Source organism: Nocardia sp. NPDC004278, assembly GCF_053602975.1.
The window spans coordinates 24,844-42,958 of the sequence record NZ_JBSGEQ010000055.1 but is presented as its reverse complement, the minus strand read 5'-3'; the positions used below and the strand labels follow the sequence as shown (position 1 = coordinate 42,958).

The following is an 18,115-nucleotide window of genomic DNA, read 5'->3' as shown; positions in this document are numbered from 1 at the left end:
GGTGAATCCGTCGCTGGGCAGGTAGTCGGCATAACGACGCGGCATGCCCTCCGCACCCAGCCAGTGCTGCACCAGGAAGGTGGTGTGGAAGCCGATGAAGGTGGTCCAGAAGTGCCACTTGCCGAGGCGCTCGTCCATCATGCGGCCGGTCATCTTCGGGAACCAGAAGTAGATACCGGCGTAGGTGGCGAACACGATGGTGCCGAAGAGCACGTAGTGGAAGTGCGCGACGACGAAGTACGAGTCGGTGACATGGAAGTCGAGCGGCGGGCTGGCCAGGATGACACCGGACAGACCACCGAACAGGAAGGTGACGATGAAGCCGATCGAGAACAGCATGGGCGTTTCGAAGGTCAGCTGGCCGCGCCACATGGTGCCGATCCAGTTGAAGAACTTCACGCCGGTCGGGACCGCGATCAGGAAGGTCATGAACGAGAAGTACGGCAGCAGTACGGCTCCGGTGGCGTACATGTGGTGCGCCCACACCGCGATCGACAGCGCCGCAATGCCCAGGGTCGCGTAGACGAGGGTGGTGTAACCGAAGATCGGCTTACGCGAGAAGACCGGGAAGATCTCGGACACGATGCCGAAGAACGGCAGCGCGATGATGTACACCTCGGGGTGGCCGAAGAACCAGAACAGGTGCTGGTAGAGCAGGATGCCGCCGGTGGCCGGATCGTAGATGTGGCCGCCGAGGTGGCGGTCGTAGGCCAGGCCGAACAGCGCGGCGGTCAGCAGCGGGAAGGCGAGCAGCACCAGAACACTGGTGACGGCGATGTTCCAGGTGAAGATCGGCATCCGGAACATGGTCATACCCGGCGCGCGCAGGCAGACGACGGTGGTCAGCATGTTGACGCCACCGAGGATGGTGCCCAGACCGGAAACCGCGAGGCCCAGGATCCACAGGTCGGTGCCGACACCCGGCGAGTGCAGGATGTCGGTCAGCGGCACATAGGCCGTCCAGCCGAAGTCCGCGGCACCACCGGGGGTGATGAAGCCCGCGGTCGCCATGGTCGCGCCGAATGCGTACAGCCAGTAGCTGAAGGCGTTCAGTCGCGGGAAGGCGACGTCGGGGGCGCCGATCTGCAGCGGCAGGATGATGTTGGCGAAGCCGAACACGATCGCGGTCGCGTAGAACAGCAGCATGATCGTGCCGTGCATGGTGAACAGCTGGTTGAACTGCTCGGGCGAGAGGAACTGCAGACCCGGGCGGGCCAGCTCACCACGCATCAGCAGGGCCATCAGACCACCGATGAGGAAGAACGCCATCGAGGTGGTCAGGTACATGACACCGAGGACCTTGGGGTCAGTGGTGGTGACCATCTTGACGATGAACGAGCCCTTCGGCCCGGTCCGAGCCGGATACGGCCGAGTCGCTTCCAACTGAGGGACTGGCTTTGGCTCTACGGCAGTCACTGATCCTCCTGAAAGGTGCCTTTAGGTCGCTCCGCAGGCTCCGCTGCTCGCATCCGTCCCACTACCGGGAGCAGACGAGGAGTTCGCTTGCGCTCTTGAGATCGTAAACCGTGCTGCCGCAGCATTCCGCACGGGTCCTACTCAGCGTCGTATTTCCCGGTTCGGGCGCCACTGCCTGCGCATCCGGCAATCATGAAATCGGCACCGCCCGAGCCGCTGCATCCGCGTGACCTGCCAGCAGTCACGACCGATGACTTTCCTGGGCGGCCGACGTCTCTACCGGTGACAGCGTTCCACCTGTGCTACCTCCAAGGAGACCGTTATGAGTACAGCATCGCGCAGCGATTCGATGAGGGGTGATGGTCGGGCGACGGGCGGGCCCGCACCGAAGATCGGCGACCCCTGCTGGGTCGATATCTATACCTCCGATCCCGATCGGGCCATCGATTTCTACGGCCAACTGTTCGGCTGGACCGCCGAGCGCGCGGGCGCGGAGTTCGGCGGCTATATCACCTTCCACAAGGACGGCAAGGCCGTCGCGGGCGGCATGGGCAAGACGGCCGACAGTGTCGAAGGCCCGGATCAATGGACCGTCTACCTCGCCTCGCCCGATGCCAAGGCCACCGCCGACGCGGCCACTGCACGCGGCGGCATGGTCGTGGTGCCGCCGATGGATGTCGGCGAACTCGGCGTGATGGCCGTGCTCGGCGATGTCGGCGGCGCGGGCGTCGGCATTTGGCAAGCGGGCCAATTCGCCGGTTTCGAAACCATCGGCATCGTCTCGGGCGGCACGTGGAGCGACCATGCGGGCAGCCCGTCCTGGTTCGAACTGCACACCCGCGACTACGCGGGCGCACTCGCCTTCTATCGCGAGGTGTTCGGCTGGAGCGATACCTTCACCATCTCCGACACCCCGGAGTTCCGCTACACCACCATTCACGCCACCAGCCCGATGCTCGGCGGTGTCATGGACGCCTCCGCCTTCCTGCCCGAGGGTGTACCGGCGGGTTGGACCATCTACTTCGGCGCCGACGATGTCGACGCGGCGGTTGCCAAGGTCGTCGAACTCGGCGGTACGGTGCTGTCCCCGCCGCAGGATTCCCCCTACGGGCGATCGGCTCAGGTCGCCGATCCCACCGGTGCTCGCTTCAGCATCGGCGGCAACAGCAAATGAGCTAGGACGACGACCGCGCGGAATCACCCACCCGACAGTGGGATTCCGCGTGGTCGCGGCCGCATATCCGGAGGTGGTCGGCGCGCCGTGGTGGCCTCGCGTCCCGGGACCCGCGGCACCCGGTACCCTCACCCGCATGCCGGTGAGCGCCCTTGTTCGCACCCGAAACCGCACCGCTAGCGACTGCTTGCAGGTCGCTCGAAACTGCGCTGCCTCCTCTCGATCCGGCACCGCCCGGCATCGCCGGCACCGGGGTACCGCGGTCGCCCTACTCTGCGCCGCACTGCTCGTCGCGGGCTGCAGTCAGCAGGACGACGCCAGCTCGATCGTGCGCACCACGACGAATATCGCGGGTGCGGGCGTGGTCGGGCTCGACCGCGACACCTCGCAGGCGTGCCCGTTGCCGAGCGCGCCCGATCCGTCGAACGGCAAGACCCGCACCGTCACCCACGCCGCGGGCACCTCGGAGGTGCCCGCCGATCCGCAGCGGGTTGTGGTGCTGTCCACCTCGGCACTCGACGCCACCTGCGCGGTCGGCCTGTGGGAGCGCGTCGTCGGCGCGGTGCCGATCGACGGACCGCGCCCGCAGCCCATGTATCTCGGTTACGGGGTGCTGAAGATTCCCGCGGTCGGTTCGGCCGCACAGCCCGATCTCGGGCAGATCGCCGCCCTGCATCCCGATCTGATCATCGGCGATACCTCCGCTGGCGCCAGCGGTTTCACCGCCCTGCAGGCGATCGCGCCTACCGTACTCGCCGATCCCGCCGGCAGCTGGCAGAGCGAATTCACCACGCTCGCAGCGGGTCTCGGCCGACGGGGGGCTGCGGCCACCGCACTGGACAACTACCGCGCGGAGGCTCGGGAAACGGGTAATGCGCTGGCCGCCAGCCAGAGTCAGGCCTCGGTGGTGCGCTTCACCGCGGACCAGATGCAGGTCCAGGGCAGTAACAGCTTCGCGGGCCAGGTGCTCGGCGACGTGGGCGTGCAGCGCCCGACCGCCCAGCGCGGCACCTCCTTCGATGTGACCGACAAAGACCTGATCAAGGTCGAGGGCGACATCATCTACGTCATCTTCGCTGGCGAGTCGGGCGAGCGGTACGGCAGGACGGTGCTGCGCGGCGATGCCTGGAAGGACCTCGGCGCCGCCACCGATAAGCGGGTGTTCGCGGTGGATGACACCGTCTGGCACGGTGACGGCCCGACGGCGGCCAGGGCCCTGCTCGCCGATCTGCGCGGCAGCCTCAACGGGTTCGTGACCGACTAATACGCACACCTTGGGTGGGGATTCACTCACCCTTGGAGTGCGCTGCTCAGCGCTTGGGTAGCTGTCGCCATCCCCTCCCGACAGCGAGATTAGAGAGGTACCGAGAGCGCCTACCTGCGAGGGGACACCCAATGAGCATCACACTGGTCGAATCGCCCGCCTACAACGTCATCCAGTTGCAGCCGCACCTGCGGAACGCGGCCGAGCTCGATCAGACTGCGGCCGCCACCAACTCCGGGGCACTGGCAGATGTCGAGATGGATCGCTGGGCGAACCGGCTGGCCCGAGTGCTGATCGCCCGTGGCGCCGCGGTGAACACACGGATCGCGCTGGCGGTCGACCCGCAGATCGAAGCGACGGTCGCCGCCTCCGCCGTGGTGAAGCTCGGCGCGACTCCGGCAGCGATGGCCGAGGACGCGGTCCCCGGCGCCTACCTCGGTATCACCACCAAGGCCCGTCGTCCCGAGCTCACCGATGCCATCGACTGGCTGATCCTGGACGACCGCTCGACACTGCAGCGCTACCTGGTCAGCTCCGATGCGCCGATCACCGACGCCGATCGGCTGACCGTCCGGAAGTCTGCCTGACCTGCCATTTCGCCTGCGCGCCCGAACCGGCGAAGTTCGGGCGCGCTGCGGCGTGAACGACGCGCCGGGGGGCGATAGCGCAACGAAACCACCTAGGAACCCGGGAACGCCGCCGATCGAACACAGTGTGATGAATACGCCTTCGGTCGGCCCGGCACCGGTCCAAAATGAACTTGCTACTACGCGACGGTCGGGACCAGCGGTGCACAACCGCGCCAGACGTCAGAACGCAGGTGTGCTTATGCAACAGCCATCGTCCTCGAACGGAAAAATAGGCACCGCACCGCCCGACAGCGCGTTCCCGCTGTCGGCGGCTCAGCGCGGCATCTGGTTCGCCCAGCACATCGCGGGCGATACGCCTATCTCGATCGCACAGTACGTCGAACTGATCGGCGAACTCGATCTCGACACGCTCGCCGCGGCCGCCCAGCAGACCGGGCGCGAATTCGGGACCGGATATGTCCGGCTGATCGATGTCGAAGGGCAGCCGTACCAGTTCGTCGACACCACCATTGTCGACGAATTCACCCTGGTCGACCTGCGCGATGAGCCCGATCCCGAGGCGGCGGCACATGCCTGGATGCGCGCGGAGTATTCCGCGCCGCTGGATCTGGCGCACGACCGATTGGTCGCGGTGGTCATGCTGCAACTGGCCGATGACCGCTGGTTCTGGTACTCGCGCATGCACCACATCGTGCTGGACGGTATGGGTGCGCTCGCCCTGGTACAGCGCACCGGCGAGATCTACAACGCCGCCATCGAGGGCCGCGAGGCGCCGCCCGCCAAGGCTGAGCCACTGCAGAAGATCGTCGACGTCGATCTGGCCTACCGCGGCTCGGACCGATTCGGCGCCGACCGCGAGTACTGGCGCGAGCATCTGGCCGGGATGGCCGACCCGGTCAATCTCGCGGGTCGCGAGGCCGATGTCGACGCGCCGCCGAGCCGGGTCTCGGGCGCACTGCCCACCGCGACGGCCGACTTGCTCGATGCCGTGGCGAAGGCGGTGGGCTCGAACGCCGCGCCGACCATCGTCGCCGCCTTCGGCGCCTATCTCGCCGCGCTGACCGGTGCGCCCGAAGTGGTACTCAGCCTGCCGGTTTCGGGACGCACCACGGCGGCGCTGCGCCGCTCCGGCGGCATGGTCGCCAATGTCGTTCCGATGCGTCTGCAGCTGTCGCCGACCACCACGGTCGGTGACGTGATCCGGGCGGCGCAGAGTGAGCTGACCGGGGCGCTGCGCCGGCAGCGTTACCGACAGGAGGACATCGTCCGTGATCTCGGCTGGTCGATGGACGAGGCGTCGTCGTTCGGTCCGGCCGTCAATTTGATGATGGTGGACACCAGGATTCAGCTCGGCTCGGTCACCGGACGACTGCACGTGCTGACATCCGGGTTGATCGATGACATCTTCGTCAACCTGTATCCGGGCGTGGGCGGCGAGAGCACCCACATCGATCTGCAGGGCAACGGAAACCTGTACAGCACAGACGAATTGGCGGCACATCACGCCCGCTTCCTGATGTTCCTGCACGCATTCCTCGCCGCCGGACCGGATGCGCCGCTGTATACCGTCCAGGTCGTCTCCCCGCAGGAGCAGGATCGGCTGGTGCCCGCGCGCGGACCCGAGGCGGTCGCGCCGCGCACCCTCCCCGAAATCATCGCGGCCGGTGCCGCACTCGACCCGGAGGCGGTGGCGCTGCGCTGCGGCGATACCGGCATGACCTACCGTCAGGTCGACGAGTACACCAACCGCCTGGCCCGCGTGCTGATCGCGGCGGGCGCCGGACCCGAACGCACCGTGGCGATTTCGATTCCGCGTTCGGCCGAATCCGTCCTCGCCACGCTCGCGGTGGCAAAATCCGGTGCGGCATTCGTCCCCATCGACCCGACCTATCCCGCCGACCGGATCGAGCATATGGTCGGCGACAGCGAGGTCGTTGCGGGCCTGACCGTGCACCCGGCGCGAAAGTCCCTGCCGGACCGCGTGCATTGGCTGCTGCTCGACGATGACGCGACAGCCGAAGCGGTGGACGCGCAGGATTCGGCGGCGATCACCGATGCCGAACGCCGCGGGCCGGTACACCTGGATCAGATCGCCTACATCATCTACACCTCCGGATCGACGGGACTGCCCAAGGGTGTGCTGGTGTCGCATCGCGGCCTGGCGAATCTGGTCACCGGTTCCGGTGCCGGATTCGGCGTCACCGCCGATTCGGTAGTGGCACACGCGGTTTCGCCGAGTTTCGATATTTCCGTCGAGGAGATCCTGGTCACCCTCGCCGCAGGTGCGTCGCTCGCCGTCGTGCCGCCGTCGGCGTATGCGGGCGAGGAGATGGCCGAAGTTCTGCGCGCGCATCGGGTCACCCATCTCAATGTCACCCCGACGGTGGTGAGATCCCTGGACCCGGCGACGCTGCCGGATCTGCACACGATCGTCGTCGGTGGTGACGCGTGTCCACCCGAGCTGGTGACCACCTGGTCCGGGCGGACGCTGTTGAACGGCTACGGGCCCACCGAAACCACCGTCACCGTGACCTTGAGCGGACCATTGCGCCCCGGCGGGCCGGTAACCATCGGCAGCATCGCTCTCGGCGTCACCGCTGTCGTGCTCGACCCGTGGTTGCGGCCGGTGGCCCGCGGCGCGGTCGGTGAGCTGTACCTGGGTGGCGCGGGCGTTGCGCGCGGCTATCACCAGCGCAATGGACTGACCGCCAGCCGTTTCGTCGCCAACCCGTACGCGCCGGGTGAGCGGATGTACCGCACCGGCGATCTGGTGCGGTGGACCGCAGACGACGAATTGGAGTACCAGGGCCGCAGCGACTTCCAGGTCAAGGTGCGCGGGTTCCGCATCGAACTCGGCGAGATCGATGCCGCGCTGCAACGGCAGCCCGATGTCGACTTCGCACTCACCATCGGCGCCGCGACCCCCGCCGGAGCGACCGCGCTGGTGGCATACGTGCTCGGCAAGCCCGGCACCGAGATTCACCCCGAGGCGCTCAAAGCCGCTGCCGGTGAAACGCTTCCGGCCTATATGGTCCCCTCGGTCATCATGGTGCTCGACAGCATTCCGCTGACACCGCTCGGCAAGGTGGACCGCAGGGCCCTGCCCGCACCGGATTTCAGTGTCCGAGCCGTTGTGAGCCGGGCGCCGTCGACGCCGCGTGAAGCGGCACTGGCCGACTTGTTCGCCGATGTCCTCGGACTCGATACGGTCGGTGTCGACGACAGCTTCTTCGCACTCGGCGGTGACAGCATCGTCTCCATCCAGCTGGTCTCGCGCGCGAAGGCTGCCGGGATCGGTTTCAGCGCACGAGATGTGTTCGAGCGCAAGACCGTTGCCGCGCTGGCCGCGATCGCGACCGACGTGCGCGCGCAGACGGTCAGCGAACTGCCCGGCGGCGGGGTCGGCACCGTGGAGCTCACGCCGATCGTGCACGCCATGGTGGAGCAGGGGCCGACCTGGAACCGCTTCGGTCAGGCCGTCTTGATCGGTCTCCCGGAGGGTTTCGGCCGCGACCAGCTCAGCGCCGCGGTCCAAGCGCTCATCGACCATCACGATGTGCTTCGCTCCACCCTGCGGCATACTGGGCAAGGCTGGGAATGGGTTGTCGCCGAGCGTGATTCGATAACTGCCGAGGACTTGATCGAGGTAGTTGCGGCCGACGCGGACTCCGACGACAGCTACGAGCGCGAATTACAACAGGCCGCAGATCTGCTCGATCCCGAGGCGGGTGTCGTCGCACGCTTCGTGCTGATCGAGCGGGCGGGGGCCGATCCACGGTGCTGGCTGGTGCTGCACCATCTGGTGACCGACGGCGTCTCCTGGCGAATCCTGCTGCCGGACCTGGCGATCGCGGCGGCGGGCGGCGCACTCGTGCCCGTCGGCACCTCCTTCCGGCGGTGGGCATACGGTCAGGCGGAACAGGCGGCCGAGCGGGTGGCCGAACTGCCACTGTGGCAGCAGATGCTGGCCACTCCGGATCCGGTCATCGGCTCGGCGGCGCTGGATCCCGCGGTCGACGTCGTCGCCACCATGGGCCAGTGCCGGACCATCGTCGACCCAGATATCGCCAACACGGTACTGGCCACTCTGCCCGACCAATTCCATTGCGGCGCGGACGATGTACTGCTCACCGGGCTCGCGCTCGCGGTGAGCCGCTGGCGCGATCGCAATACTGCGCTGCTCACCCTGGAAGGCCACGGCCGCTCCGAGACACTGCTGCCCGGCGCCGATATCGCCCGCACGGTCGGCTGGTTCACCAGCATCTACCCGGTGGCCATCGATGTGACCGGCATCGATCTCGACGACGCGTTCGCCGGTGGCAGCGCGGCGGGCACCGCGATCAAAACGATCAAGGAACAGCTGCGCGCGGTGCCGGATAAGGGCATCGGCTACGGCATGCTGCGCTATCAGCATCCGGAGTCCGCCGCCGCCCTCGCGGACACGCCGATCCCGCAGCTCAGCTTCAACTACCTCGGCCGTGCGCTCACCGGCGGGCACGCGGGGGCATGGCTGCCACAGCGTTTCGCGGCGACGCACAACGAGTCGGCGCCGCTGGCCGCGGTCGTCGATATCAATGCTGTGCTCACCGATGTCGGCCTGGAGGTCACCTGGGCCTATGCCTCGCGGCTGCTCGACGAGGCGGATGTCGGTCAACTCGCCGAGCTGTGGTCGCAGGCGCTGCGGGCGCTGGCGGCGCACGCCGGCTCGCCGGGCGCGGGCGGACGCACCCCGTCCGATTTCGACCTGGTCCCGGTGCAACAACAGCAGATCGAGAGCTGGGAGCGGGTCTACCCGAATCTTGCTGACGTCTGGCCGCTTTCGCCGCTGCAGTACGGTCTGCTCTTCCATGCGCTCTACGACACCGATACCGCCGACGGCTACACCGTCCAATCACTGCTCACGCTGGCGGGCACCGTCGATTCCGCCCGCCTGCGCAGTGCGGCACAGGCCTTGTTGGAACGGCATGAGAACCTGCGCGTCGCCTTCGTCGAAACCGACGACGGTCCGCGCCAGCTCGTGCTCACCGATGCCGAAATCCGCTGGCACGATATCGATCTCACCGATATCGCCGACGCCGACGAACGCGACCGCGAAGTCGACCGCCTCATCGCCCTCGATGCCCGCACCCGATTCGAACTCGACCGCCCACCGCTGATCCGCTTCACCCTCATCCGGACCGCGGCCGATACCTATCGGCTGGTCATGACCAATCACCATCTGCTGCTGGACGGCTGGTCGACGCCGCTGCTGGTGCGCGAACTGCTCACGCTCTACGTCACGTCGGGCGACACCTCGGTACTGCCGCCCGCGCACTCGTACCGGGAGTTCCTGGCGTGGCTCGATGAGCAGGACAATGCGGCCTCGCTCGCGGCCTGGACGCAATCGCTGGCCGGCGTGGATACCCCGACCCGCGCGGTCCCGACGCTGGCCGGGATCGAATCGACCGAGGCCGGAATGATCTCACGCGACCTGACCCGCGCCACGGTCGAGCGGCTGGAGACCACCGCACGCGAATCCGGCGCAACGGTGAATACGATGGTGCAGGCCGCCTGGGCAATGCTGCTGGCCATGTTGACCGGGCGCACGGATGTGGTGTTCGGCGGCACCGTATCCGGTAGGCCACCGGAGCTGCCCGGTGTCGAAGAGATGGTCGGGCTGTTCATCAATACGCTCCCGGTACGGGTCCAGCTCGATCCCGCGGAGAAGGTCGCCGACCTACTGACCCGCATCCAGGCCGAGCAAGCCCGCCTGCTGGACCACCAGCATGTGGGGCTGGCCGCCATCCACCGGGCCGTCGGCCTCGCCGAACTCTTCGACACGCTCACCGTATTCGAGTCGTATCCGATCGACCGGGAGGCGCTGTCGCAGGCGCTCGATATCGCGGGTATGCGGGTGCTCGATGTCGAGGGCACCGATGCGACGCCCTACCCGTTGGGCCTCATGGTCATTCCGCTGCGCGGCGCAGACGGGCACGACACGCTGCAAATCAAACTGAAATTCATGGCCGACCAGCTCGATATCACGGCGGCCCAACCACTGCTGGATCGCTTCATCCGGCTACTGACCCAACTCGCCGACAGCCCGAATGCCCTGGTCTCCCAACTGCAATACTGCGACGACGCCGAACTGGCCACCCTGCTACCGGTACGCGGCGCGGAATCGGTTCCGCCGCAGACACTTCCGGATATTCTGTCGGCGGGCGCGCGCATCGATCCCGATGCCATCGCGATCACCGCGGGCGATCTCACCATGAGCTATGGCGAACTCGATGCCTGGTCCAACCGCTTCGCCCGGGTACTGCTCGGCCGCGGTGTCGGCCGGGAGGTCTTCGTCATACTCGCACTTACCCGATCACTCGAATCCGTGGTGGCCGTCTGGGCGCTGGCCAAGTCCGGTGCGGCCTTCCTGCCGCTGGATCCGAGCTATCCGGTGGAGCGGATCGAGCACATGCTCACCGATTCGAAGGCCCCGATCGGGGTGACCGTCACGGCGACCGGTGAGACACTGCCCGGCACCATCGACTGGCTGCTGCTCGATGATCTGAACACGATTCGACGGGTCATGCTCGTCTCCGACGCACCCATTACCGACGAAGAGCGCGGGGGCCCCATCAATATCGACCAGACCGCCTACCTGATCTACACCTCGGGCTCCACCGGTAAGCCCAAGGCGGTCCTGGTCAGCCATCGTGGCCTCGCGAATATGGCTACCGCAGAACAAGAGGCCCTCGAACTCGATCCCGATATAAGTTCGCTGCAGGTCGCTTCGCCGAGTTTCGACGCATCGGTCATGGAGCTGCTGATAGCGCATTCGACGGGCGGCCGCCTGGTAGTAGCGCCACCGGATGTCTACGGCGGCAGCGATCTCGAACATTTGCTGCGCACCGAGCGGATCACCCACGCCGTGATCACGCCGTCAGCGCTGGCCACCATGGAACCGACCGATCTGGCCGACCTGCGGGTGCTAGGGGTCGGCGGCGAGGCCGCTGCACCCGAACTGATCGACCGGTGGGCGGTCGGGCGGCGGATGGTGAATCTATACGGCCCCACCGAATTCAGCGTCTGTGCGACCAGCCCGGCCGAACTGCTGCCGGGGAAACCGGTCACCATCGGCGGCCCGATCCGCGGCGCGTCCAATCTGGTGCTCGATACCTGGCTGCGCCCGGTACCGGTGGGCATCGCGGGTGAGCTGTACCTGGCCGGTCCGGCGCTGGCGCGTGGTTACTTCAATCGGTTCGAGATGACCGCGGCGCGCTTCATCGCGAATCCGTATGGCGCGGCCGGGGAAAGGATGTATCGAACCGGCGATATGGTCCGATGGGTCATCGGAGCCGACGACGCGCTGGAACTGGAGTACTTGGGCCGCAGCGACTTCCAGGTCAAGATCCGCGGGTTGCGCATCGAACTCGGCGAGATCGATGCCGTGCTCTCCCGTGACGAACAGGTCGAATACGCGGTGACCATCGGCCAGCCCGGACCGGCCGGCGCGACCGTACTGGTCTCCTATGTACTGCCCACCGAGGGGACCGAATTGGACGCCGAGCGGCTGCGTGACCAGGTGGCGACCGAACTGCCCGGCTATATGGTGCCCAGCCATCTCATCGTGCTCGACGAGATCCCGCTGACCCCGGTCGGCAAGCTGGATCGCAAAGCCCTGCCCGTGCCGGACTTCTCGGTCGCGCAACGACCGTATCTCGCCCCGCGCACACCCGTCGAACAGTCCGTTGCCGAGGTATTCGGCGATGTACTCGGCAATGAACGGGTGAGCGTCGACCAGTCGTTCTTCGAACTCGGCGGCAACTCGCTCAGCGCCACCAAAGTTGTCGCACGGATCAATTCGACCCTCGGCTCGACCATCGCGCTGCGCGATCTGTTCGACGCACCCACCGTCGCCCAACTGTCCGCGCGGGTGATCCCGGCCACCGACGGCAAACCGGGCCGGTTCGCCCTCGCACCCCGGATCAGGCCGGACCGAATTCCATTGTCCCCGGCCCAGCAACGCATGTGGGTGCTCAATCGGCTGGATCCGACCTCATCGGCGTACAACATCGCGGTTGCGCTGCGGCTCACCGGCCACCTGGATATCGACGCGATGCGCCGGGCGATGGCCGATGTGATCGGCCGGCACGAGAGTTTGCGCACGCTGTATCCCGTCGACGCCGAGGGACCACGTCAGGTGGTGGTCGGCGTGGAGGCGGCCGCGCCGACCATGCCGGTGCTCGAAGCCGAAGACGGCGCGCCACTGCGTGCTCGGATCAATGAGCTGGCTGGCACCGGATTCGATCTCGCCATCGAGCCGCCGGTGCGGGTCGGGCTGTTCCGGATCGTGGATCCGAGTTTTGCCGCCAGCGACGTGCTGGGGGCGGCGGCGCACTCCTCCGGCATCGCACCGGTCAGCTCGAGCCCGTCCGCTGGCGTCCCAGCGGTGTCATCGAGTCCGTCCTCGGGCCTGGCTCCGGTGGCCTCGAGCTACCCCGCGACGGATGCCTCGGTCGCGGTTTCCACTGGTGACGTGCACGTCGTTGTGCTCGTCGTACACCACATCAGCGCTGATGGCGCATCGATGGCGCCACTGGCCGCCGATCTGGTCACCGCGTACTCCGAGCGGGTCAGCGGGGACGAGACCGCCAGGGTGCCGCTCACGGTGCAATACGCCGATTTCGCCCTCTGGCATCGGGAACTGCTCGGCAGCGAGTCGGATCCGGAATCGCTGGCGGCACGACAGATCCGTTTCTGGACCGACACCCTCGCGGGTGCGCCGGATCTGCTGGAGCTGCCCGCCGACCGCCCGCGCCCGGCCGTGCAATCGATGCGCAGCTCCGACGTCGATTTCACGCTCGACGCGACATTGCACAGCGCCATTGTCGAATTCGCGGCCGCGAACAATGTCAGCGTATTCATGGTCGTACACGCCGCGCTCGCGGTGCTGCTCGCGCGGCTCGGCGGCACCGACGACGTGGTGATCGGAACGCCGGTCGCCGGTCGCGGTGCGCAAGCACTCGATGACCTCGTCGGCATGTTCGTCAATACGCTCGCGCTGCGCACCCCGGTCGATCCGGGGACCGGGTTCCGGCAGTTCCTCGCCACCGTGCGGGCCACGGATCTGGATGCGTTCGGCAATACCGATGTGCCCTTCGAGCGACTCGTCCAGGTGCTCAACCCCACCCGATCGACCGCACACCACCCGATATTCCAGGTGTCGCTGTCACTGCAGAACTTCGTCGAACCGGTTCTGGAACTGCCCGGATTGCGGTTCGAGGTCGAGGATTTCGATCGTGGTGCCTCACAGTTCGACCTGACCCTCGATTTGCGTGAGCGTTTCGGCGCCGACGGACCAGCCGGTGTCGACGGCGTAATGACTTATGCGACAGACCTTTTCAACGCGAGCACGATGGCGACCTTCGCCGCGCGATGGCGTCGCGTACTCGCCGCGGTCGTCTCGGATATCGATGTGCGTCTGGCCGATATCGATATCCTCGACGAATCCGAACGCGCACAGCTGGTTCCGGTGTGCGGCCCGGCAACCGCGGGGACGACGACGCTGGCCGAGGCACTCGCCGCATCCGCCACGTCGTACCCGGACCGCCCGGCAGTGGTCGCCGACGGTCGAACGACGACCTACCGGGAGCTCGATGCCCGGTCGAACCAGCTGGCCCGACTCCTGCTCGAGGCGGACACCGGCCCGGAAACCGTAGTGGCACTCGGTCTCCCGCGCTCTGCGGAACTGCTCACCGGCATGTGGGCCGCCGCGAAGGTCGGAGCGGCCTTCCTACCGGTAGATCCGAAACATCCGGTGGACCGCATCGACCATATGCTCACGGATTCGGGCGCGCGGGTCGGGCTCACCCTTTCCGCCTATCGGCCCCTGCTACCCGACAGCACCGAGTGGCTCGTCCTCGACGACACCGCACTCAGCACACGCCAGCAGGCGGCAAGTGCGGCGGCCCTGTCGACGAATTCGATCCGGCCCGATAGTCCGGCCTGGATGATCTACACTTCCGGATCGACCGGAACACCGAAGGGCGTCTCCGTCTCCCATCGCGGTATCGCCGATCTCATTGCCGCACAGCGGGATTCACTCGGTGTCGACGCGGACTCCCGGGTATTGCAGGTGGCCTCACCGAGTTTCGACGCATCGGTGTTCGAGGCGCTGATGGCCTTCGGGTCCGGTGGCGCGTCCGTGGTCGCACCGCCGGAGGTGTTCGGCGGCAGCCCACTCGCCGAGCTGATCGCCGCCGAACGGGTCACGCATATGGTGATCACGCCGTCGGCCTTGGCCACGATCGATCCCGCCGAGGTATCGAGTGTGCGGGTGCTCGCGGTGGCGGGCGAGGCGATCGGTGCCGAACTCGTCGAGCGCTGGTGCACCGACCGGACCATGGTGAACCTGTACGGTCCGACCGAATCCACCATCTGGGCAACGGGTTCCGCGGCACTGGTCGCGGGCACACCGGTCACCATCGGTGCGCCCATTCGCGGCGCCGCCGCACTGGTCCTCGACGACCGGCTGCGCCCGGTGCCCGTCGGCGTCGCGGGCGAGTTGTACCTGGCCGGACCCGCACTGGCCCGCTGCTATCACGCCCGGCCGAGCCTGACCGCGTCGCGATTCATCGCCAACCCCTTCGGCGGCCCCGGCGAACTCATGTACCGCACCGGCGATCTGGTGCGCTGGGCCCGCACCACGGGGCAGGCCTTGGAACTGGAGTACATCGGCCGCACCGACTTCCAGGTCAAGGTGCGCGGTCAGCGCATCGAACTGGGTGAGATCGACGCGGTGCTCGGGCATGCGGACGGGGTCGACTTCGCCGTGACGCTCGGCGTTCCCGGCCCCACCGGATCGACCGCGCTGGCGGCATACCTCGTCCGCAAGCCCGGTGTCGAACTCGATATCACGCAGGTGCGCGCGGTCGCCGCAGATGCCCTGCCCGCGTATATGGTGCCCGCCGCCTTCGTCGTGCTGGACGCCATCCCGCTCAACGCCGTCGGCAAACTCGACCGAAAGGCCCTGCCGGAACCCGAATTCGTCGTCGAGGAGACCGAATACCGCGCCCCCTCGACCGCGACCGAAGAGATCCTGGCGCGGATCTACGCCGAACTCCTCGACCGTGCCAAGGTCGGCGTCGATGATTCGTTCTTCGCGCTCGGCGGTGACAGCATTCTCGCGATCAAGCTGGTATCCCGTGCGAAGCTGCGCGGCATCCAGTGCACGCCACTGCAGGTTTTCGAGCATCGGACCGTGGCCGCGCTGGCCGCCGCCGTCGACGCCGCGGGCGCGCTCGTCCCGCTCGAGGAGCTGCCCGGCGGCGGTATCGGTGAACTGCCGCTCACCCCGAATGTGCGCTATCTGGTCGAGCGCGGCGGTAACTTCGACCGCTGCGCGCAGGCCACGGTGCTGGAACTTCCGGTCGGCATCGAACGCGGCCAACTGGTCGCCACCCTCACCGCCGTGGTCGACCGGCACGACATGCTGCGCTCACGGCTGTGGCAGGCCGAGGACGGCTGGCAGCTACAGGTGGACGAGCCCGGGTCGGTCGACGTCGACGCGCTGGTGCGGCGCATCGAATTCGATGCCGCCGCCGACTCGCTCGATCTGCGCGAATACACCGTGACCGAATTGGATGCCGCGGTGGATCGGCTCTCGCCAGCGAATGGCATTGTGCTGCAATGTGTCTGGCTCGATCCGGTCGGTGACGCCGGGGCCAGGACGAGATCGGGCCGATTGCTCGTCGTGGCGCACCGGATTGCCATCGACACCCCGTCGTGGCGAATTCTGGTGCAGGACTTGATCGCCGCATGGGCACAGGTGTCGGTCGGGAATACTCCGGTGCTGGCCGAGACCGGTACGTCGATGCGCCGGTGGTCGTATGCCCTCGTCGAGGACGCGCATACCGACCGACGCGTCGCCGAACTCGACCATTGGCACCGCGTGCTCACCGGTCCCGATCCGCTGGTCGGCGCCCGCGAACTCGATCCGGCGATCGATCGGGCACACACACTGCGCACGGTCGAACTCGAGGTCTCCGACGAAGTGACCGACGCGCTGCTCGCCACCCTGCCTCGGCTACTGCACGGCACCGGCACCGATATCTTGCTCACCACACTGGCCCTGGCACTGAATCGCTGGCGCGCACGCCAGAATGTCGACGAGCCGACGGCCTTGCTGCGCCTGACAGCCGATGGCCGACCACTGCGCGCGATCCCGGGCGCCGACCTCGGCCGCACGCTGGGCTGGGTCGCCCCTATCTATCCGGTGCGGCTGGATCTGACCGAGATCGATATCGATGACGCCTGCGCGGGTGGCGCGGCCATGGGCGCGGCGCTGCGCGCGGTCAAACATCAGCTGCTCGCGGTGCCGCACACGGGCATCGGCTTCGGCGAGCTGCGCTACCTCAATGACGCTGTGGCAGAAGGGCTTCCGCCCCGTCTGCCGGGCCGGATCGGCTTCGAATATCTGGGTCGGCATTCGGCTGGCGACATTCCGGCCGGACTCGAAGGGCTCGGCTGGTCGCCCACCGACGAATTCGGTGAGCTGCGCGCCGATGAGCACCCCGATGTCCCGGTCACGTCCGCGATCGATGTGACCGCCGTCGTCATCGACGATCGGTTGCACGCGAATCTCCGCTTCCCCGCAACACTCCTGAACCGCGCCGAGGTCGCCGAACTGGCCGCCCTATGGTCCGGTGCGCTCACTGCGGCAGCCCATTTCGCGCAGACCCCCGCGGCACAGCAGGCCGCCGCGGACGAAACAGCCGCTTTGGCGGCACAGGCCGCCGCGCGCGAAACCGCAACCGCACCAGCCGGACTCGGCCTCGGTGTACTCCTGCCGATCCGGCTCGGCGGCACCGATCCCGCGCTGTTCTGCATCCACTCCTCCTCCGGAATGTCATGGAGCTACCTGGGATTCGCGGAGCGGCTGCGCCCGGGTCGCCCGATCTACGGTCTGCAAGCACCGGATCTCGGTGGTGAGCCGTCGGCGCGCTCCATCGAGGAGTCCGCCGACCGCTACATTCGCGAAATCCGCGCCGTCCAGCCGACCGGGCCGTACCACCTGCTCGGCTGGTCCTTCGGCGGTCTCATCGCCCATGCGATGGCGGCGAAGCTGCAGGCAGCGGGTGAAAGCGTCGGAGTTGTTGCGCTATTGGACACCGATCACGCCGATATCGACAGCGACTCCATCGAACGGCTCTCGGCGGGCGCGTTCGTCAATACCTTCGGCTCGATCTTCGGTATCGATGATGTCCCCGCCGAGGCGACCGCGCAGGAAGCGGCCGACCTGATCGAGGCCCGACTGGGCATGGAGGTCATCGATGCCGAGATCATCGAGCGAATGGCCAATTCCTACAACGCATCCGCGCGCACCCGCACCGGATACCGCCGTCCGGTCTACGACGGCGACCTGCTGTATTTCAGCGCCACCGTCGACACCTCCGATATGGTCGGCCCGGACGGCTGGCGTCCCTATGCCACCGGCCGCGTCGTCAACCACGATATCGACGTCACCCACAATGAACTGACCTCACCCCAGGCGCTCGCGATCATCGCACGCGTTCTAGACGACCATTTGACAGCCACCACCACCGATTGAACTTCGTATTCGAATCAACCAAATTATCGGCGATCGCACGGAATTAGGATCAGTGCCTCATACCGTCTGCGACAGCCGCCGGACAT

5 protein-coding genes are annotated in these 18,115 nt (G+C 67.1%); 4 read left to right on the top strand and 1 reads right to left on the bottom strand.

What is annotated here, in order from left to right; all coding sequences use genetic code 11:
- On the bottom strand, positions 1–1,416 hold a 1,416-nt coding region (locus ACWEO2_RS41365), incomplete at its 3' end, for a cbb3-type cytochrome c oxidase subunit I (protein ID WP_354960507.1).
- A 349-nt stretch (positions 1,417–1,765) separates the two neighbouring features.
- On the opposite strand from ACWEO2_RS41365, the gene ACWEO2_RS41360 reads away from it, so the two are divergent.
- The 4 genes from ACWEO2_RS41360 to ACWEO2_RS41345 all read left to right on the top strand — a co-directional run bounded on the left by ACWEO2_RS41360 (position 1,766) and on the right by ACWEO2_RS41345 (position 18,029).
- On the top strand, positions 1,766–2,590 hold the full coding sequence (locus ACWEO2_RS41360) for a VOC family protein (RefSeq protein ID WP_452410371.1): 825 nt from the start codon (positions 1,766–1,768) through the stop codon (positions 2,588–2,590).
- A 49-nt stretch (positions 2,591–2,639) separates the two neighbouring features.
- Positions 2,640–3,854 carry an ABC transporter substrate-binding protein gene (locus tag ACWEO2_RS41355; protein WP_452410369.1) on the top strand — a complete coding sequence of 405 codons (1,215 nt, stop codon included), beginning with the start codon at positions 2,640–2,642 and terminating at the stop codon, positions 3,852–3,854.
- Positions 3,855–3,985: 131 nt separating this feature from the next.
- Positions 3,986–4,441, top strand: a complete 456-nt coding sequence (locus ACWEO2_RS41350) for an AMP-binding protein (protein WP_452410368.1) — start codon at positions 3,986–3,988, stop codon at positions 4,439–4,441.
- A 241-nt stretch (positions 4,442–4,682) separates the two neighbouring features.
- Positions 4,683–18,029: an amino acid adenylation domain-containing protein gene (locus ACWEO2_RS41345; protein ID WP_452410367.1), complete on the top strand. Its 13,347-nt coding sequence runs from the start codon at positions 4,683–4,685 to the stop codon at positions 18,027–18,029.
- Positions 18,030–18,115 lie beyond the last annotated feature (86 nt).